Genomic DNA, 14,820 nt, shown 5'->3' on the forward strand with positions numbered 1-14,820 from the left:
GTCAGGCGACCGGGCTGCGCAGCCCGCGCTTTTCGAGGAGAGGCAGGACATCGGCGGTGAAGCGCCGCAGCCCGTCGACGAAATCGACCCAGATCAGCAGCACGCCATCGAGCCCGGCCTCCGACAGGACCGCCAGCCGCGCCGCGATGTCCTCCGCCGTCCCGACGAGCGCCGATCCCCCGGCGCCCGCCGCGAAGCGCTTTCGGAAGGCACGCACCGCCTCGGGCGAGGAGAGGATCTTGGTCTGTGCGCCGATTCCGGCGCTCCACGCATCGAGGCTCGGACCGTCCGCGTGCTCGACCGCATAATAGTCAAGGTAGCGCTCCGCCGCCTCGGCGGTTTCGCGCTGGACGCAGTAAGCATAGGTCCAAACCTGCACTTCCCGCCCGTAGCGCTCCCGCGCCATCGTCTTGTAGCTCGCGATTTGGGACGCGATCTTCTCCGGGTCTTCAGAGCGCAGGATCAGGAAGCAGACGTCGCTGTGCTCGCAGGCGAAGGATTGGCCGCGGTCGGACCCGCCGGCATTGACGATCGGCGGGCTCGGGCGCTGAAGGGGTTTCGGCATCGACGAGCCACGCTCGATCTTGAAGAAGCGGCCCTCGTGATCGAATTCCTCCTCGTCGCGCCACAGCCGCTGAACGATCCGGAGCCATTCCTCAAGGTGGTCGTAGCGAGCGTCGTGTTCGGCCATGGGCGAGCCGAACATCACGAGCTCCTGCACGTTCCAGCCGCCGACGACGTTCAGCGCCATGCGGCCGCCCGAGATGATGTCGATGGTGGCGCTTTGTTTGGCGACCACGACCGGATGCATCGCCGAGGCGTGCACAGTCGGGATGACGGCGATGCGCCGGGTCGCTTGTGCGATGCCGGCGCACCAGGTGAACGGATCGAGCGTCACACCGCTCGCATGCGTGGGCTGCCCTGCGATGTAGCCCTTCCATCGCGCATAGGCGAGGATGGCCTCGAAGCCGGCGTCGTCCGCCAGGCGGGCGGTCTCGACCGAGGCGGCCCAGGTCGGCTGGTAGGCCTCAGGCACGAGGGTCTGTGCCCCGCCCTTGCCGTTGGTGCCGAAGATCCCGAGCTTGAGCCGGTTCGCGTTGGATAATGGATTCAAGGATCGTCCCTCCCTCAAGGCCAGTTGCCGCCGTCCGGCGGCGGATGCCGGGCCGCGAGCCAGCCGCCGTCGACCGCGATCACCTGGCCCGTGACGAAGGAGGCGTCGGCCGAGGCCAGAAAGGCGATTGCGGCGGCGACCTCCTCGGGACGTCCCGCCCGGCGAAGGGGCCCGGGATCCACGATGGCGCGGCGGTAATACGGGTTCTTGAGATGGCCTGCAGTCATCGAGGTTTCGATGACGCCGGGTGCGATCGCGTTGACGAGGATGCCATCAGGACCGACCTCGCTCGCGAGTTGCCGCGTGAAGTGAGCGACGCCGGCTTTGGCGACCGCGTAAGCCGTCGTTCCCGGCCAGCCGGCCAGGCCGAAGGTCGACGAGATGTTGACGATCCGTCCGCCAGGCCGAGAAAGGTGCGGGAGCACGTCGCGCGTGACACGGAGCACGGCTTTGAGATTGATATCGACGAAGCGGTCGATGAGCGCATCGTCCGACTCGGCGAGCCGCCGCGAGCCGCCGATCCCTGCGTTGTTGACGAGGATGTCGAGACGTCCGTAGGCCGAGAGCGCCGCTTCGGCGAGACGCCCGCCGGCGCCAGGCTCGGTCACGTCGACCTGGAGGGAGGTGCCGCCGATCGCAACGGCAGTCGCGTCGACGGCCGGATTGCGATCGGCGAGGACGACCCGAGCGCCTTCGTCGATCAGACGGCGTGCGGTCGCGGCGCCGATGCCGTCGGCGGCGCCGGTCACGATGGCCACGAGGCCGGCGAGGCGGGTGATCTCAGGCAAGGCGTCCTCCGTCGATGGGCAAGGCGGTGCCGGTGACGAACGAGGCGCGCTCGCTCAGGAGGAAGAGCACGGCTTCCGTCACCTCGCGTACGGTGCCGAAACGCCCGAGCGGATGACGGGCGAGGAACTCCGCTTCGCGAAGCCGGCGCGCTTCGTCGCTCGTGGCGGCCGCGAAGGTCGCCTCGAGCATCGGCGTCTCGATTGATCCAGGGCAGACGCAGTTCACGCGAATGCCCTCGGGCGCATGGATGCGCGCGAGAGATCGTGTAAGGCTGACGATCGCGGCCTTCGTCGCCGCGTAGGCGGGCATCGCCGGCGATCCGACGAGGCCGGCAGCCGACGAGAAGGTGACGATCGCTCCGCCCCCGCTCCGGCGCAAGGCAGGGATCGCAGCCTTCAGGGAGAGCCAGGTCCCTTTCACGTTCACGGCGAAGAGATCGTCCCAATCCCCGGCATCGTAGTCTTCGAGGGATGTCAGCGGCCCGACCGTCCCGGCTGCTGTCGCGAGCAGTGTGAGAGGTCCGATGCGGCCGGCGATATCGACAGCTCCGACCAGATCGGCCTCCCGCGTGACGTTGCCGGCGACCACCGTCGCGTTCGCGCAAAAGGCTGCCGTTTCATTCAGACCTTCAGCGTCGCGGTCAAACAGGACCACGCGCGTGCCAGCGCGATCGAGCGCGATCGCCGCGGCTCGCCCGAGGCCGGACGCCGCCCCGGTGACCAAGGCCACTTTGTCGGCAAACCCGTCACGCTGTTCGGGCATGGACATCCCTCAAGGTGGGAGCGAGGTATTGCAATACAATACATCCGAATTGCACCGCCAGCGTATCGACGTGAGTTCAAGTCTGTCAAATCCGTTGTTTGAGCACGGTGCTTAGAAACTGATCGCACGGGCCGCATCACGTGCGAGGGGAGCGATGCGGCGCACGAAGTCGTCGGACGTCCATTCGGCAATCGAGCCGACGACGTGGATGGCAGCGACAGGACGCTTCCTTTCGTCGAGGATCGCAGCACCACACGCGATCTCGCCAAGCCAGACCTGCTCGAGCGCAATGGCGAAACCCGCCTCCCGCGCTTGCGCGACGAGCCGCATCGTTTCCTCCACCGACGTGATCGTTCTCGGGGTCGTCGGCACGCGCTCCGACCGCTCGACGACGTCCAGTGCGGCTTCAGGAGCGAGCTGGGCGAGGACGGCCTGCCCGCCTGCCGTGCAATAGGTCGGCACGCGCCGCCCGTTCAGATGCGCGTAGAAGCTCTCGCGCTTGCTCTGGAGCCGGACGAGATAGATCATCGCTGTGTCATCGAAGAGGCTGAGGTCGACGCGCTCGCCGACGTCTCGGCGGAGTTCCGCCAGGATCGGGACGGCGCGGGACACGATCGGTTGTCCGCGCAAATAGTCGAAGGATCTCTCCAGCAGGCGTCTGCCAGGGCGGAAGCCGCCCTTGGCTTTCTCCAGATAACCCAGGCGGCCGAGCGTGTGGGCGAGCCGCTGGGCGCCGCTCTTGTCGACCTCGATCGCGGCAGCGAGCTGGCTCAGCGTCATCGGACCCGGCGTGTCCGCAAAGGCTTCCAGCAGCCGAAAAGCCTTGCCAACCGATCGCACAAACAGACGGTCTTCGTCCTCGCCGGACGTCTCTCGGAACTTGCTCAAGGAACGCTCTCCTGTCTGACGTTTGTTTGGGCAGCGCCGCAGGTTGACGCGGCACCACGCCGCCACCTAGGCTAAGTGAGATGCGAACGCATCGCAATGCAATACGCAAGAAGTTTGCTTCTTAGCCGGATCCCTCTGTCATGCAGCAGCCCTATGATCCGTCCGGATATCGCGCGCTGACCTTCCACGATGCGGTCCCGCGCTTTCTCTCCGGAGAGGACACGCCGCGCGCCTATCTCGAGCGGTGTCTCGAGACGATCGCGCAGCGGGAGCCGGTCGTGCGGGCCTTCGTGACGCTCAATCCCGAGGGCGCTCGAGCGGCCGCGGACGCTGCGGGCGAGCGCTATCGCGCCGGGCGGCCGCTCTCGGGGATCGACGGCATGCCGATCGGCATCAAGGATCTCCTGATGACCGCCGACATGCCGACGAAGATGGGCTCGCCCCTCTTCGAGCAGAACTTTCCCAAGCAGGACAGCGCCTGCATTCAGGCTCTGCGGGCGGCCGGCGCCGTGGTGCTCGGCAAGACGGTCACGACCGAGCTCGGCATGTCGCATCCGGGTCCGACGACCAACCCGTTCAACGCCGAGCACACGCCTGGCGGGTCATCCAGCGGGTCCGCTGCCGCCGTGGGAGCCGCCATGGTGCCGGCCACCATTGGCACGCAGGTCGTCGGCTCAGTCATCCGGCCCGCCGGCTTTTGTGCGAACTACGCCATCAAGCCAACCTACGGCGCGTTGCACCGGGGTGAGCGCCTCTCCTTCAGCCAAAGCCATCTTGGCGTCCATGCCGGCAGCCTCGCCGACATGTGGCGGGTGGCGATCGAGATCGCAAAGCGCTCGGGTGGCGATCCCGGCCACCCCGGGCTGTTCGGTGCCATGGACCTCCACGCACCGGTCAAGCCGACGCGCCTCATCGTCATGAAGGCGCAGGGATGGCCCCAGACGGATGGGGCGACCTTAAAAGGTTTCGAGGCGATCCTCGACGACCTCCGCGGCGCGGGCGTCGACGTCGTGCTCCCCGAGGAGAACCCGTTGCTCGCGGCGTTCGAGGACGCGATTGCGGAGAGCCTCGAGATCTGCCGCGACGTCTGCGCCTATGAGCTGCGCTGGACGCTTGAAAACCTCGTGGCGCAATTCGGTGGCGGTCTCAGCGACAGCATGATGTCGCGCCTCGCGCTGTCGCGCGCGATGACAATCGACGATTATCGCCTTGTACTGGCCAAGCGGGAGACCGCGCGGCGCGCCTTTGCGGCGATCGCGGGGCTTGGCGAAGCACTGATCAGTCTGTCCTCGACCGGTCCGGCGCCGCGCAAGGACAACGACGGGATCGATTCTGGCGTCAGCCACACGACGGGCTCTCCGGCCTTCAACGCCGCAACCTCGGTACTTGGCTCGCCGGCGATCACGATGCCGCTCCTGGCCATCCGCGGCTTGCCGGTCGGCGTGCAGGTGATCGGCCAGCCGCACACCGACGACCGCCTTGCCGGTATCGCGAACTGGATCACCGGACATATCCGAGCCCGTTCTGTCTGAGGAGACGACCATGCCCTGGATGGATGGCGCACGCTGCGTCGTAATGCTCACTTTCGATTTCGATGCCGAGACGTTGTGGACCAGCCGTGATCCGGCTAACTGGGACCGGCCCGGAGTCCTGTCCCAGGGTACCTACGGCGCGAAGATCGGCGTACCCCGAATCCTGTCGCTGCTTGAAGAGGAAGGCCTTCCTGGCACCTTCTTCGTCCCGGGCTGGGTGGCCGAGTTCCATACCGACAAGGTTGAGGCGATTCTGCGGGCCGGCCACGAGATCGGGCACCACGGCTATCTGCACGAATGGATCGACCCGTCCGAACCCGCGCGGGAGATCGAGGCGCTCGACAAGGGGCTCGAGGCGCTCCAGGCTACCGTTGGTGTCAGGCCCAGAGGCTATCGCTCGCCTGCAGGTGAAGTGAGCCGACATGTGGCCGAACTGCTGAAGGCGAGGGAATTCCTCTACGACAGCTCGATGCTTGACGATGTCCAGCCCTATCGCATGACGCTGCGCAACGGATCGCCAGGCGTCGTCGAACTGCCTTGGGCCTGGAGTCTCGACGACGCGCCCTACGCCCTGTTCAGCATCAAAAATCCGCGTGCGATCTTCCCGAACGATCACATCCTCAAGATTTGGACGGACGAGTTCGACGCAATCTACGCTTGGGGTGGGACGTTCAACCTCGTCATGCACCCGCAAGTCATCGGACGGCCTTCACGCCTTCAGCTCCTGCGAGACTTCATCGCCCACGTCCGCCGCTTCCCGAACGTCCGATTCTGCCACTGCGGGGATGTCGCGGAATGGTTCGCGGCTCACGAGCCCGCCTTCACGCCTGCCAAGATCCCCGAGAGGCCAGCCTGAGCCAGCTTTGTTCGCGCAATCTTCGCTGGTACGAACCCGCCCGGAAGCGATAGCCATGCTGCCCTTCATCCTCCGCCGGACGTTGGCGACGATCCCCGTAATGGCGGTCGTCGCGCTGTTCGTGTTCTCGCTGCTCTACATCGCGCCCGGCGATCCCGCCGCCTTAATCGCTGGCGATCAGGCAACGCCGGCGGATATTGAGCGCATCCGCCAAAGTCTTGGACTGGATCGGCCGTTCCTGTTCCGCTTCGGGGAATGGACATGGAATATCCTGCGCGGCGACTTGGGAACGTCGATCTTCACCTCACTGCCTGTGACGCGACTGATCGCCCAGCGCGTCGAGCCGACTTTGTCGTTGATGGCGGTGACGTTGCTCCTCGCTATCGCCGTCGCGGTTCCGATGGGGGTGCTCGCCGCCTGGACTGCCGGCTCGTGGGTTGATCGGACAGTGATGGCCTTGGCAGTGCTCGGCTTCTCGGTGCCGATTTTCGTGATCGGGTATCTGCTCGCTTATGTTTTCGCATTGGAATTAGAGATCCTTCCAGTCCAAGGCTATGCGCCGGTGGCAGACGGTCTCTGGCCATGGCTCAGGCATTTGTTACTGCCCGCTTTGTCGCTGGGCTTGATCTACATCGCGCTGATCGCGCGGGTGACGAGGGCCACGATGCTGGAGGTTCTAACCCAGGATTATATCACGACGGCCCGAGCGAAAGGACAGAATGAAAGAAAGATCCTCTTCGTGCATGCGCTTAAGAATGCCGCCGTGCCGATCGTGACCGTGATCGGTCTTGGCATCGCCCTGCTCATCGGCGGAGCCGTCGTGACCGAGAGCGTCTTCGTCATCCCGGGTCTCGGCAGGCTGACCGTTGATGCCATCCTCCGCCGTGACTATCCGGTCATTCAAGGCGTGGTTCTCGTGTTCAGTCTCACCTACGTCCTCGTGAACCTCGCCGTAGATCTCGTCTACGTGCTGGTCGATCCGAGGATCCGCTATTGAGTGCCGGGCCCGCATCCAGCTCCATGGCGTCAATGAGGACGCTCGATCCACCGCCCGCCGGGGAGTCTCAAGCCCAATCTGTCCGGCACGTGCTGCGACGACATCCGACAGCTGCGTTGGGAGCCGCACTCCTGCTTCTCGTCTTGGCTATGGCAGTCCTGGCCCCATGGCTTGGAACCATCGATCCGACGGCGCTCGCACCAGCCCAGCGGACACGCCCACCATCGGCTCAGCACTGGTTCGGCACCGACATGCTGGGGCGGGACGTTTACTCGCGAGTGGTCTATGGCGCGCAGATATCGCTCCTCGTTGGGTTCGCCGCGGCAATCTTCGCCTCGGCCATCGGCCTGGCGATCGGTCTCGTCTCGGGGTTCGTTCGCTGGACCGATTCCTGCGTCATGCGGATCATGGACGGAGTGATGTCGATCCCACCGATTCTTTTGGCTGTCGCGCTGATGGCACTGACGCGTGGTTCGGTCGTGAACGTCGTTGTCGCGATCACGATCGCTGAGATCCCGCGGGTGTCGCGGCTGGTCCGCAGCGTCGTACTCAGCCTGCGCGAGCAGCCCTACATCGACGCGGCCGTGGCCGGAGGTTCCGGCACCTTGCGCATTGTCTGGAAGCATATTTTGCCGAACGCTCTCGCCCCTCTGACCGTGCAAGCAACATACATCTGCGCCTCCGCGATGATTACTGAGGCCATCCTGTCCTTCATCGGCGCGGGCACGCCCCCAATCATTCCGTCCTGGGGTAACATCATGGCTGACGGGCGGGCGCTGTGGCAGGTCAAGCCCTACATCGTCTTCTTTCCCGGGCTCTTTTTGTCAGTGACGGTGCTCGCAGTGAACCTTGTCGGCGACGGGTTGCGAGACGCTCTCGATCCGCGGCGCGTCGTCCGGTGAGGTCCCGATGAGCGATATGCCCGTCCTCGCGGTGAAAAACCTCACCGTCGATTTTAGGTCGAACAGCGGATGGACCCGCGTGGTGAAGGATGTCTCCTTCACTATCGGTCGACAGGAGACGCTCGCCGTGGTCGGCGAGTCAGGTTCGGGGAAGTCCGTTACGGCGCTGTCCGTGATGCGGCTCGCGCCGAAGAGATCTAGTCGTATTGGAGGCGAGATCCTGCTCGATGGCGAGTCGTTGCTCGCGCGTCCCGAACGGCAGATGAGGCAGATCCGCGGCGGCGATGTCGCGATGATCTTTCAAGAGCCGATGACCAGCCTCAATCCGGTGTTGAGCATCGGGTTCCAGATCGCCGAGGCTCTAATCCTGCATCGAGGTCTGGCGCGCCGAGCGGCCGAAGCGGAGGTAGTCCGCCTGCTAGACAAGGTGCGGATCCCCTCCGCCGCATCGCGCTTCCACGACTACCCGCACCGCTTTTCGGGAGGGATGCGGCAGCGGGTGATGATCGCGATGGCGCTCGCCTGTCAGCCGAAACTCCTGATCGCGGACGAGCCAACGACGGCGCTCGACGTCACCATCCAAGCTCAGATCCTCGAGTTGATCAAGGAGCTGCAGCGGGACGAGCACATGTCTGTGCTGTTCATCACGCACGACATGGGTGTGGTCGCGGAGATCGCGGACCGCATGGTCGTGATGAAGACGGGCCACGCCGTAGAGGAGGGCCCGACCGAAGCCATCTTTGCCTGTCCCAAACATCCATACACGCGTTCGTTGCTGTCGGCGGTTCCTCGTCTTGGCTCCATGACCGGCACCCAAGGGCCGGCTCGCTTTCGAAGCGTCGACCGGGACACGGGTCCGGCAACGGATCCGGCGCCCTTTCCCGAGACGGTGGCTGCGGAGCGTCCGATCCTTGAGGTCAAGGCTCTTACCACGCGGTTCGACGTCCGCGGCGGTCTGTTGTCGCGTGTCACCGGGCGTGTTCATGCGGTCGAGAACGTGTCGTTCGACCTCCGGCCCGGAGAGACGCTGTCCCTCGTTGGCGAATCCGGTTGCGGCAAGTCGACGACGGGTCGGTCGATCCTCCGGCTGACTAACCCGACATCCGGCTCCGTGCTGCTCGACGGAGAGGAGCTGACGCAGCTCCCACGCCGCGCGATGCGGGCGCGTCGCCAGAAGATGCAGATGATCTTCCAAGACCCGTTCGCGAGTCTCGATCCACGGATGAAGATCGGAGCCGCTATCGCGGAACCGATGATCGTCAACAAGCTCGCCTCCCCCGATGATGCGCACCGGCGTGCCGGCGACCTGCTGGTCCGAGTCGGGCTCGCACCCGAAATGGCCGGGCGCTATCCGCATGAATTCTCAGGTGGCCAACGTCAGCGGATCTGCATCGCTCGCGCCCTCGGCGTCCGCCCGAGGGTGATCGTCGCCGACGAATCCGTCTCCGCGCTAGACGTCTCGGTCAAGGCGCAGGTCGTGAATCTCCTGCTCGACTTGCAGCAGGAGTTGGGGCTCGCCTATCTCTTCATCTCCCACGACATGGCGGTCGTCGAGCGAGTGAGTCATCGCGTGGCGGTGATGTATCTAGGCGAGATCGTGGAGATCGGACCACGCGCCGCGGTATTCGGCAACCCTCAGCACCCCTACACGAAGCGGCTCCTGGCAGCAGTGCCGGTTCCCGATCCGGCCCGGCGCCTAGCACCACGCACGGTAGCCGACGATCAGATCAAGAGCCCGATTCGAGGTGTTGATTACGTCCCACCACCGCGTGTTTACCGCAAAATTTCTCCGGGTCACTTAGTGCAAGCTTGCAGCGACGAGTAAAAATACGACGGCGCAATCATGTTCCCTCCTTAGTTCAGCCTTCCTACGCAAATCGATGGCGGCGCGAGCTTGGCTCTGGCGGCAGAACGTGACGGGCGAGCGGCGCCCGATCACTCGGGAGGGGCTGAAAACGGCGTTCCGCCGGATCCTGCCTGCGGCCCAGATCGAGAACTTCCGGTTCCACGACAACCGGCACACGGCCGCGACCCGGGTGCTGCGGGCGGGCGGCAACCTGAAAACCGTCCAGCGGCTTCTTCGGCACGAGAACATCGCCACCACGACCAAGTACGCCCACGTGTCCGACGAGGACGTGATGGCCGCGATGCAGGCGGCGGCGGAGCGGGCGGAGGCGGCCAAGGCCGAGCTTCAGGACCTTGAGCGGAAAGAGAAGACCCCGCCGGCGAAACGACGAGATGCCGGTTAGTGTATCGATGCCCTCAAGTTGTATAATTAATGGCGCGATTTTACGAATTGCCACAGCGTGTGGGATGGTGCGCCGCTGGTGCGAAAGCGTGCGTCTATGCACAAGATATCATAATACAATCTAAATCGATATTAATATGCTCATGTAGACACGAATAATGGTTATTTCATGTTTCGCTATTGCTTTTTTATATTCGAATTTTGAAAAATTTTTGGCTCAGTAAGAGTAATTCTACTAATTAATATATTTTTGTAAAATTTATTATACAAATTTGCCTGCCACTCGCGTCCAACTTTCGACATCCAGAATTTTTCTGAAGAAGATGTAGACATGCCAGCGAAAAATATATTAGTATCTTTAGGGTTTTTCGGTCCATTAGATTTGAAATAGTCCTCCGCGTCTTTATTTGCTTGGCCAAATTTCGGCGGCTCGGAACAACTGTTTTCTTCAAGCACGAATGAACCGCTATAGTATCCAGGTTCAGGTTCACTCTTTTCGCAAAGAACCCCAAAACCTGTCGCGCACGTGCCGTTTGCGACATTTATATAAAGCTTGCACGAGCCTTTTCTAAAATCTGCGTCAGCACCATCTCCCAGAACATCGCCGATAGTGGCCTTACCCCATATTTTTGGGCCCGCCGCATTGGCTGTTTCAAAGGCTCCTAAGAAGCCTTTCATGTCTTTATGCTGAGGAATTCGATTAAACCAACTGACGAGGTAGGCGAAATTAGGAAGTTTGATTTCCACTTCGATCGAAGGAGACGACTCTTCTACGGCGATGTCAGAACTTTCTAGTTTTGTAATTATGTTTTGCTCTCCTTCTTTCGATGGTACGGGCAGAGCATTTAATGTGGCGACCACTTCTTCTATGCGGCCCATTCTATCGGTTCGCAACGCCATCTGCATGCCCTTAGCATCATACTCGTAAGTATACGTTTCATTATCATGCCGATCTATGGATGGGCTGCTCTCAAGAATGCGAGAAATATCTGGAGCCGATCTCGACCAGGCTGCTTCGCTAAATATATTCGATAATCTTTCAGATTTTTGTATTTGTTCTTTTATTAGACGTTGAACTTCTAACTGCTGTGCGTGACGATTGAGGACCGGCATCATTTCTTCCGGAAGGTTTAAGATACGCTTCTCGACAGATTGTATCTTGGCGGAGAGGTTCGACACCATATCTTCCTGCAGATTTTTAATCGCATTGATGTTCTTGAGCACGCCTCTATGAGACTCGTCGGGAACGAATTGATCGGATATCTGCTGGCCAACATAGAAAAAGCCAAACACAAGTGCAAAAACGAATGCTACGACACAGGGAAGAGCGCACCGCTCGCAATGCTTCCATTTGAACAGCGCGGGAAGTATCAGGATTATAAAAAACGCAGAACTCGTAGCCAGCAGCCATTCCGTTGCATTCCCAAACACCGCACCAAAATCTGCAGCCGCGCCCATTATAGGAGCGATGAACGATAGGAGTGTCACGCGCCGCGATGTTATCTGCTCCGCCCCCTCCTTGCCGTACACTTGTACTAAAAATCTCTTGCCAATACGACTCATCCTTGATCGAAGGCCCTCTCTCGGCTGATCGGATGTCAACCCGCGCGCCACCCTGGAGGAAAGTCGTCTCATGATCAAAGCTCGAAGCCAACCGAAGCATCTTAATCAAACTCAGCCGATTGTCTCGCCTTAAAAGTAAGCTGCTCGGCCTGCTCTTCCAGAGGTGATATGGATACGATTTCGTGCTTAAGGCTTAGATGCCAATATCCGGATTGGTCTCTATATATTGCATAAAATGATGTTCATATTTATTTCACATCTAGCTTGGATTTTAAGGTAGATCGGCTGCGAAATTGCAGCACAGCCTATTGTAAATTTTTGCCAAATCATCTCAAATAGCATTATATGCTATGATAACGCATTTCTGACATTGCGCAGAGCATGGCCAAAAGCAAGAAAAATGTATGTTATTTTCAGAAATCTACCGAAGATTCGCCCCAAAATATGGAAAACGGAAGATCTGTGTCTCTATTTATAACAGCAAGCAGGAGACAACGGCGTGTATGCCGATCTAAAATCCGGCTTCTTACCCAATGATACTTGCACGATCGATGCTACAATTGCGCCGTTGACGCAGCTTCAATCCGTCGATCGTGAAAGAATGTCCATGGCAGTGTGGCCGGCATGCACTTTCACATGGCCTGCATCCTCGGCAGTCTTTAGCGCGAGGGAGGTGTGGATTAGGCGCTAGGGCGAGCCGTGACAGCTAGTACCACGAAATCACCACGGAACTGATAATTAATGGAGAAATTGGCTTATGGAGCAAGCACTTGGCGGGACTGCAATCATGTCCCCCAGACTAGTGCGCTAACCGGGCTGCGCTACGCTCCGACGCCGCGAGAGGGCGAGCGGGGTATCAGCGCTGCGCTCGCTCCGGCGCAAGCCCCTTCCTGCCGGTGCCGTTAGCCGGCGAGGATGTCGGTGGCGCGGTGGTCGGCGGGGACGCCGTCGATCAGGACGACGACGCCGTCGGAATGGGCCGTGCGCAAGGAAAGGATCGCCTGATAGGCGGGAGACTCGTACCAGGCGCGGGCCCGGGCGCGGTCCGGGAAGGCGATGACGACGAGGTCACCGGACACATCGCCTTCGAGCGGCTCGGGGCGGGCGCCGTGGATGAGGAAACGGCCGCCGAACGGCGCCAGGGTGGCGTCGATACGCGCGAGATAGGTGGCGATCGCGGGGCCGAGGGCGACCTGGCGCAGATGGGCGACGGCGTAGGCGGGGAGCGTCATGGCTGCGTCTCTCATGGGTCGGTCTCTCCTGGTTCCGTCTCCGCCAGACGGCGCCGCGGGGCGAGGCGGTGGAGCAGGGCGGCGGTCTCGGGATCGGCGGGGAAGAACGCCTCGACGGCGAGTTCCGCCAGGGTGATGTCGACGGGCGTGCCGAACACCGTGGTGGTGGACAGGAACGACAGGCGGCCCGCCGGGACGGCGAGGACGAGGGGGACCGCCACCCCGGCGCCGTCGCCCGAACCATCCGAGCCGGCGGGCGCGGGGTAGGCGGCGAGTTCGTCCAGGAGCCGGGCGAGGACGGGGTCGCCGCTCGCCGTGACCTGCTGGCGCAGGCGGTCGAGGAGATGGGCGCGCCATTCGCCCAGGTTGAGGATGCGCGGCGCCAGGCCGCCGGGATGCAGGCTCAGGCGCAGCACGTTCACCGGCGGGGCGAGGAGGGCGGCCTCGATTCCGTCGAGGAGCGGGGCGACGGCGGCATTGGCGGCGAGCAGGGTCCAGTGGCGGTCGACCGCGAGGGCCGGGTAGGGGGCGTGGCCGTCGAGGATCCGCGCCACCGCCCGGCGGGCCAGGGCGAGGGCTGGATCGTCGAGGGCGCGCTCGGCGAAGACCGGGGCGTAGCCGGCGGCGAGCAGCAGGGCGTTGCGCTCGCGCAGGGGGATCCCCAAGCGCTCGGCGAGGTGGAGCAGCATCGCCCGGCTCGGCCGGGCGCGGCCGCTTTCGAGACAGCTCAGGTGGCGCTGGGAGATCTCCGCCTCCAGCGCCAGGGCGAGCTGGCTCAGGTGCCGGCGCCGGCGCCAGGCCCGCAGGATGTCGCCCGGCGGGCCTGCGGCGCGCGGGATCACGGGGCGCTCCCGCCCGTCAGGCTGGCACCCGGTCGAGGAAGCCGGTCACCTCGGCGAGGCGGCCGTTCTCCAGGGTGGCGAAGTCGGTGCCCTCGACCACGCCCTCGCCGCCCTCGGGTGCGAGCAACCAGGAGAAGCGCAGGCGGTCGCCATAGCCGTCGGGCCGGCCGGCGAGGCGGAAGCGCAGGCCGGGAAAGCGGGCCTGCACGGCGCCGATCAGGGCGTCGAGCCCGTCATGGCCCTCGCCGGCCATCAGCGGGTCGCGGTAGCGTGCGCCCTCGATGAAGGTTTCGGCGAGGAGGGCGCGGCGGCGGGCCGGGTCGGTCTCGTTCCAGGTCGCGAGGTAGCGGGCGGCGAGGGCGGCGGGGTCGGTCATCGGAGCGTCCTTCCTCCAGGTGGGGACAGGAGGAGAATGGACGGGGGAACGGGCGCCCGTCGATGACCTCGCAGGTCATCGGCGGCCGCGCCTACTCGGTCACGATCACCCGGTTCGGCAGCTCGTCGGCGTCGCCGGGCTGGGGCGGGGCGGCCTCGGCCAGGATCGCCCCGGCGCTCGCCACCGCCCGCACCAGACCCTCCGCCAGGGCGTCGCGGCGCAGCGCCGCCACGAGGTCGTCGAGGACCGGCCGCCAGGCGTCAGGCGCGGTGCCGACCCCGCGATCGGTCACCACGTCGGCGTAGCGCTCGGCCAGGGCGACGTAGATCAGCACGCCGGTGCGGCCGCGTGTGCGGGCGAGGCCGCGGGCGCGGAACTCGTGCTGGGCGGCGGCCCGGGCGCGGGCGCGGCGAAGGATGCGGGGCAGGGCCCGGGGCAGCCGGGCGAGGGAGGGGGCCGCCGCGAGGCTCAGCAGCAGCGCCAGGGCGACGACGAGCTGGACCAGGAAGATCCGGCCGGCGGAGAGCCCGGTGAGGAGGATCAGCGGCCAAGGCACCAGGAGGGCGCCCGCCAGCGCCAAAGCCGGCGGCAGGCTGCGATAGGCGCCGGAGCGGGCCGCCACCATCACGACGATCTCGCCAGCCGTGCCGCGCTCGGCAGCAGTGATCGCCGCGGCGATGCGGGCGCGCTCCGCCTCGCTCAGGGTCGTTGTCGGCTTG

15 protein-coding genes are annotated in these 14,820 nt (G+C 63.6%); 6 read left to right on the forward strand and 9 right to left on the reverse strand.

All coding sequences use genetic code 11. The features are described from left to right. Position 1: 1 nt before the first annotated feature. The 4 genes from VP06_RS08965 to VP06_RS08980 all read right to left on the reverse strand — a co-directional run bounded on the left by VP06_RS08965 (position 2) and on the right by VP06_RS08980 (position 3,553). Positions 2 to 1,114: an LLM class flavin-dependent oxidoreductase gene (locus VP06_RS08965; RefSeq protein WP_082167282.1), complete on the reverse strand. Its 1,113-nt coding sequence runs from the start codon at positions 1,112 to 1,114 to the stop codon at positions 2 to 4. Between the two features lie 14 nt (positions 1,115 to 1,128). Beyond that, positions 1,129 to 1,902 (reverse strand): SDR family NAD(P)-dependent oxidoreductase, encoded by a 774-nt coding sequence (locus tag VP06_RS08970; RefSeq protein WP_048463442.1) that lies wholly within the window; start codon positions 1,900 to 1,902, stop codon positions 1,129 to 1,131. Next, positions 1,895 to 2,665, reverse strand: coding sequence for an SDR family NAD(P)-dependent oxidoreductase (locus VP06_RS08975; RefSeq protein ID WP_048463443.1), 771 nt, complete (start codon positions 2,663 to 2,665; stop codon positions 1,895 to 1,897). Before VP06_RS08975 ends, VP06_RS08970 begins: the two co-directional genes overlap by 8 nt. Before the next feature lie 111 nt (positions 2,666 to 2,776). Next, positions 2,777 to 3,553 carry an IclR family transcriptional regulator gene (locus tag VP06_RS08980; protein ID WP_048463444.1) on the reverse strand — a complete coding sequence of 259 codons (777 nt, stop codon included), beginning with the start codon at positions 3,551 to 3,553 and terminating at the stop codon, positions 2,777 to 2,779. 140 nt (positions 3,554 to 3,693) lie between these two features. On the opposite strand from VP06_RS08980, the gene VP06_RS08985 reads away from it, so the two are divergent. The 6 genes from VP06_RS08985 to VP06_RS09010 are packed head-to-tail and all read left to right on the forward strand — an operon-like array spanning position 3,694 to position 10,089. Next, complete coding sequence (locus VP06_RS08985; protein WP_048463445.1) at positions 3,694 to 5,085, forward strand: amidase; 1,392 nt, start codon at positions 3,694 to 3,696, stop codon at positions 5,083 to 5,085. 10 nt (positions 5,086 to 5,095) lie between these two features. After that, positions 5,096 to 5,941: a polysaccharide deacetylase family protein gene (locus VP06_RS08990; protein WP_048463446.1), complete on the forward strand. Its 846-nt coding sequence runs from the start codon at positions 5,096 to 5,098 to the stop codon at positions 5,939 to 5,941. A 55-nt stretch (positions 5,942 to 5,996) separates the two neighbouring features. Then, entirely contained in the window at positions 5,997 to 6,938 is a 942-nt protein-coding gene (locus VP06_RS08995; protein WP_048463447.1) for an ABC transporter permease, read from the forward strand. A gap of 32 nt (positions 6,939 to 6,970) precedes the next feature. Continuing rightward, on the forward strand, positions 6,971 to 7,840 hold the full coding sequence (locus tag VP06_RS09000) for an ABC transporter permease (RefSeq protein WP_048463456.1): 870 nt from the start codon (positions 6,971 to 6,973) through the stop codon (positions 7,838 to 7,840). Positions 7,841 to 7,847: 7 nt separating this feature from the next. Beyond that, positions 7,848 to 9,665 carry an ABC transporter ATP-binding protein gene (locus tag VP06_RS09005; RefSeq protein ID WP_048463448.1) on the forward strand — a complete coding sequence of 606 codons (1,818 nt, stop codon included), beginning with the start codon at positions 7,848 to 7,850 and terminating at the stop codon, positions 9,663 to 9,665. A gap of 55 nt (positions 9,666 to 9,720) precedes the next feature. Further along, the gene (locus tag VP06_RS09010) at positions 9,721 to 10,089 is read left to right on the forward strand and encodes a tyrosine-type recombinase/integrase (protein ID WP_082167284.1); all 369 of its coding nucleotides are present in this window, start codon (positions 9,721 to 9,723) and stop codon (positions 10,087 to 10,089) included. A gap of 176 nt (positions 10,090 to 10,265) precedes the next feature. Here the strand turns inward: VP06_RS09010 and VP06_RS36135 are convergent, their stop codons facing one another. From VP06_RS36135 to VP06_RS37095, 5 genes are all read right to left on the reverse strand, one after another. Beyond that, on the reverse strand, positions 10,266 to 11,723 hold the full coding sequence (locus VP06_RS36135) for a hypothetical protein (protein ID WP_156295512.1): 1,458 nt from the start codon (positions 11,721 to 11,723) through the stop codon (positions 10,266 to 10,268). Between the two features lie 830 nt (positions 11,724 to 12,553). Further along, on the reverse strand, positions 12,554 to 12,898 hold the full coding sequence (locus tag VP06_RS09015) for a DUF1330 domain-containing protein (RefSeq protein ID WP_245291110.1): 345 nt from the start codon (positions 12,896 to 12,898) through the stop codon (positions 12,554 to 12,556). Then, positions 12,895 to 13,722, reverse strand: coding sequence for a helix-turn-helix domain-containing protein (locus VP06_RS09020; protein WP_048463457.1), 828 nt, complete (start codon positions 13,720 to 13,722; stop codon positions 12,895 to 12,897). The genes VP06_RS09015 and VP06_RS09020 overlap by 4 nt, the downstream gene beginning before the upstream one ends. Before the next feature lie 19 nt (positions 13,723 to 13,741). After that, positions 13,742 to 14,101 carry a nuclear transport factor 2 family protein gene (locus VP06_RS09025; RefSeq protein ID WP_048463451.1) on the reverse strand — a complete coding sequence of 120 codons (360 nt, stop codon included), beginning with the start codon at positions 14,099 to 14,101 and terminating at the stop codon, positions 13,742 to 13,744. A gap of 91 nt (positions 14,102 to 14,192) precedes the next feature. After that, positions 14,193 to 14,804, reverse strand: a complete 612-nt coding sequence (locus tag VP06_RS37095; protein WP_053081614.1) for a TPM domain-containing protein — start codon at positions 14,802 to 14,804, stop codon at positions 14,193 to 14,195. Positions 14,805 to 14,820 lie beyond the last annotated feature (16 nt).

Source organism: Methylobacterium aquaticum (genome assembly GCF_001043915.1).
Lineage (GTDB): Bacteria > Pseudomonadota > Alphaproteobacteria > Rhizobiales > Beijerinckiaceae > Methylobacterium > Methylobacterium aquaticum.

Excerpts from the sequence above, each read along its gene's own strand:
- VP06_RS09000 (WP_048463456.1), top strand. The coding sequence starts at position 6,971 with ATGAGGACGCTCGATCCACCGCCCGCCGGGGAGTCTCAAGCCCAATCT.
- VP06_RS36135 (WP_156295512.1), bottom strand. The coding sequence starts at position 11,723 with ATGAGACGACTTTCCTCCAGGGTGGCGCGCGGGTTGACATCCGATCAG.
- VP06_RS08985 (WP_048463445.1), top strand. The coding sequence starts at position 3,694 with ATGCAGCAGCCCTATGATCCGTCCGGATATCGCGCGCTGACCTTCCAC.
- VP06_RS09015 (WP_245291110.1), bottom strand. The coding sequence starts at position 12,898 with ATGAGAGACGCAGCCATGACGCTCCCCGCCTACGCCGTCGCCCATCTG.
- VP06_RS09025 (WP_048463451.1), bottom strand. The coding sequence starts at position 14,101 with ATGACCGACCCCGCCGCCCTCGCCGCCCGCTACCTCGCGACCTGGAAC.
- VP06_RS08990 (WP_048463446.1), top strand. The coding sequence starts at position 5,096 with ATGCCCTGGATGGATGGCGCACGCTGCGTCGTAATGCTCACTTTCGAT.
- VP06_RS08975 (WP_048463443.1), bottom strand. The coding sequence starts at position 2,665 with ATGCCCGAACAGCGTGACGGGTTTGCCGACAAAGTGGCCTTGGTCACC.
- VP06_RS09010 (WP_082167284.1), top strand. The coding sequence starts at position 9,721 with ATGGCGGCGCGAGCTTGGCTCTGGCGGCAGAACGTGACGGGCGAGCGG.
- VP06_RS08995 (WP_048463447.1), top strand. The coding sequence starts at position 5,997 with ATGCTGCCCTTCATCCTCCGCCGGACGTTGGCGACGATCCCCGTAATG.
- VP06_RS09005 (WP_048463448.1), top strand. The coding sequence starts at position 7,848 with ATGAGCGATATGCCCGTCCTCGCGGTGAAAAACCTCACCGTCGATTTT.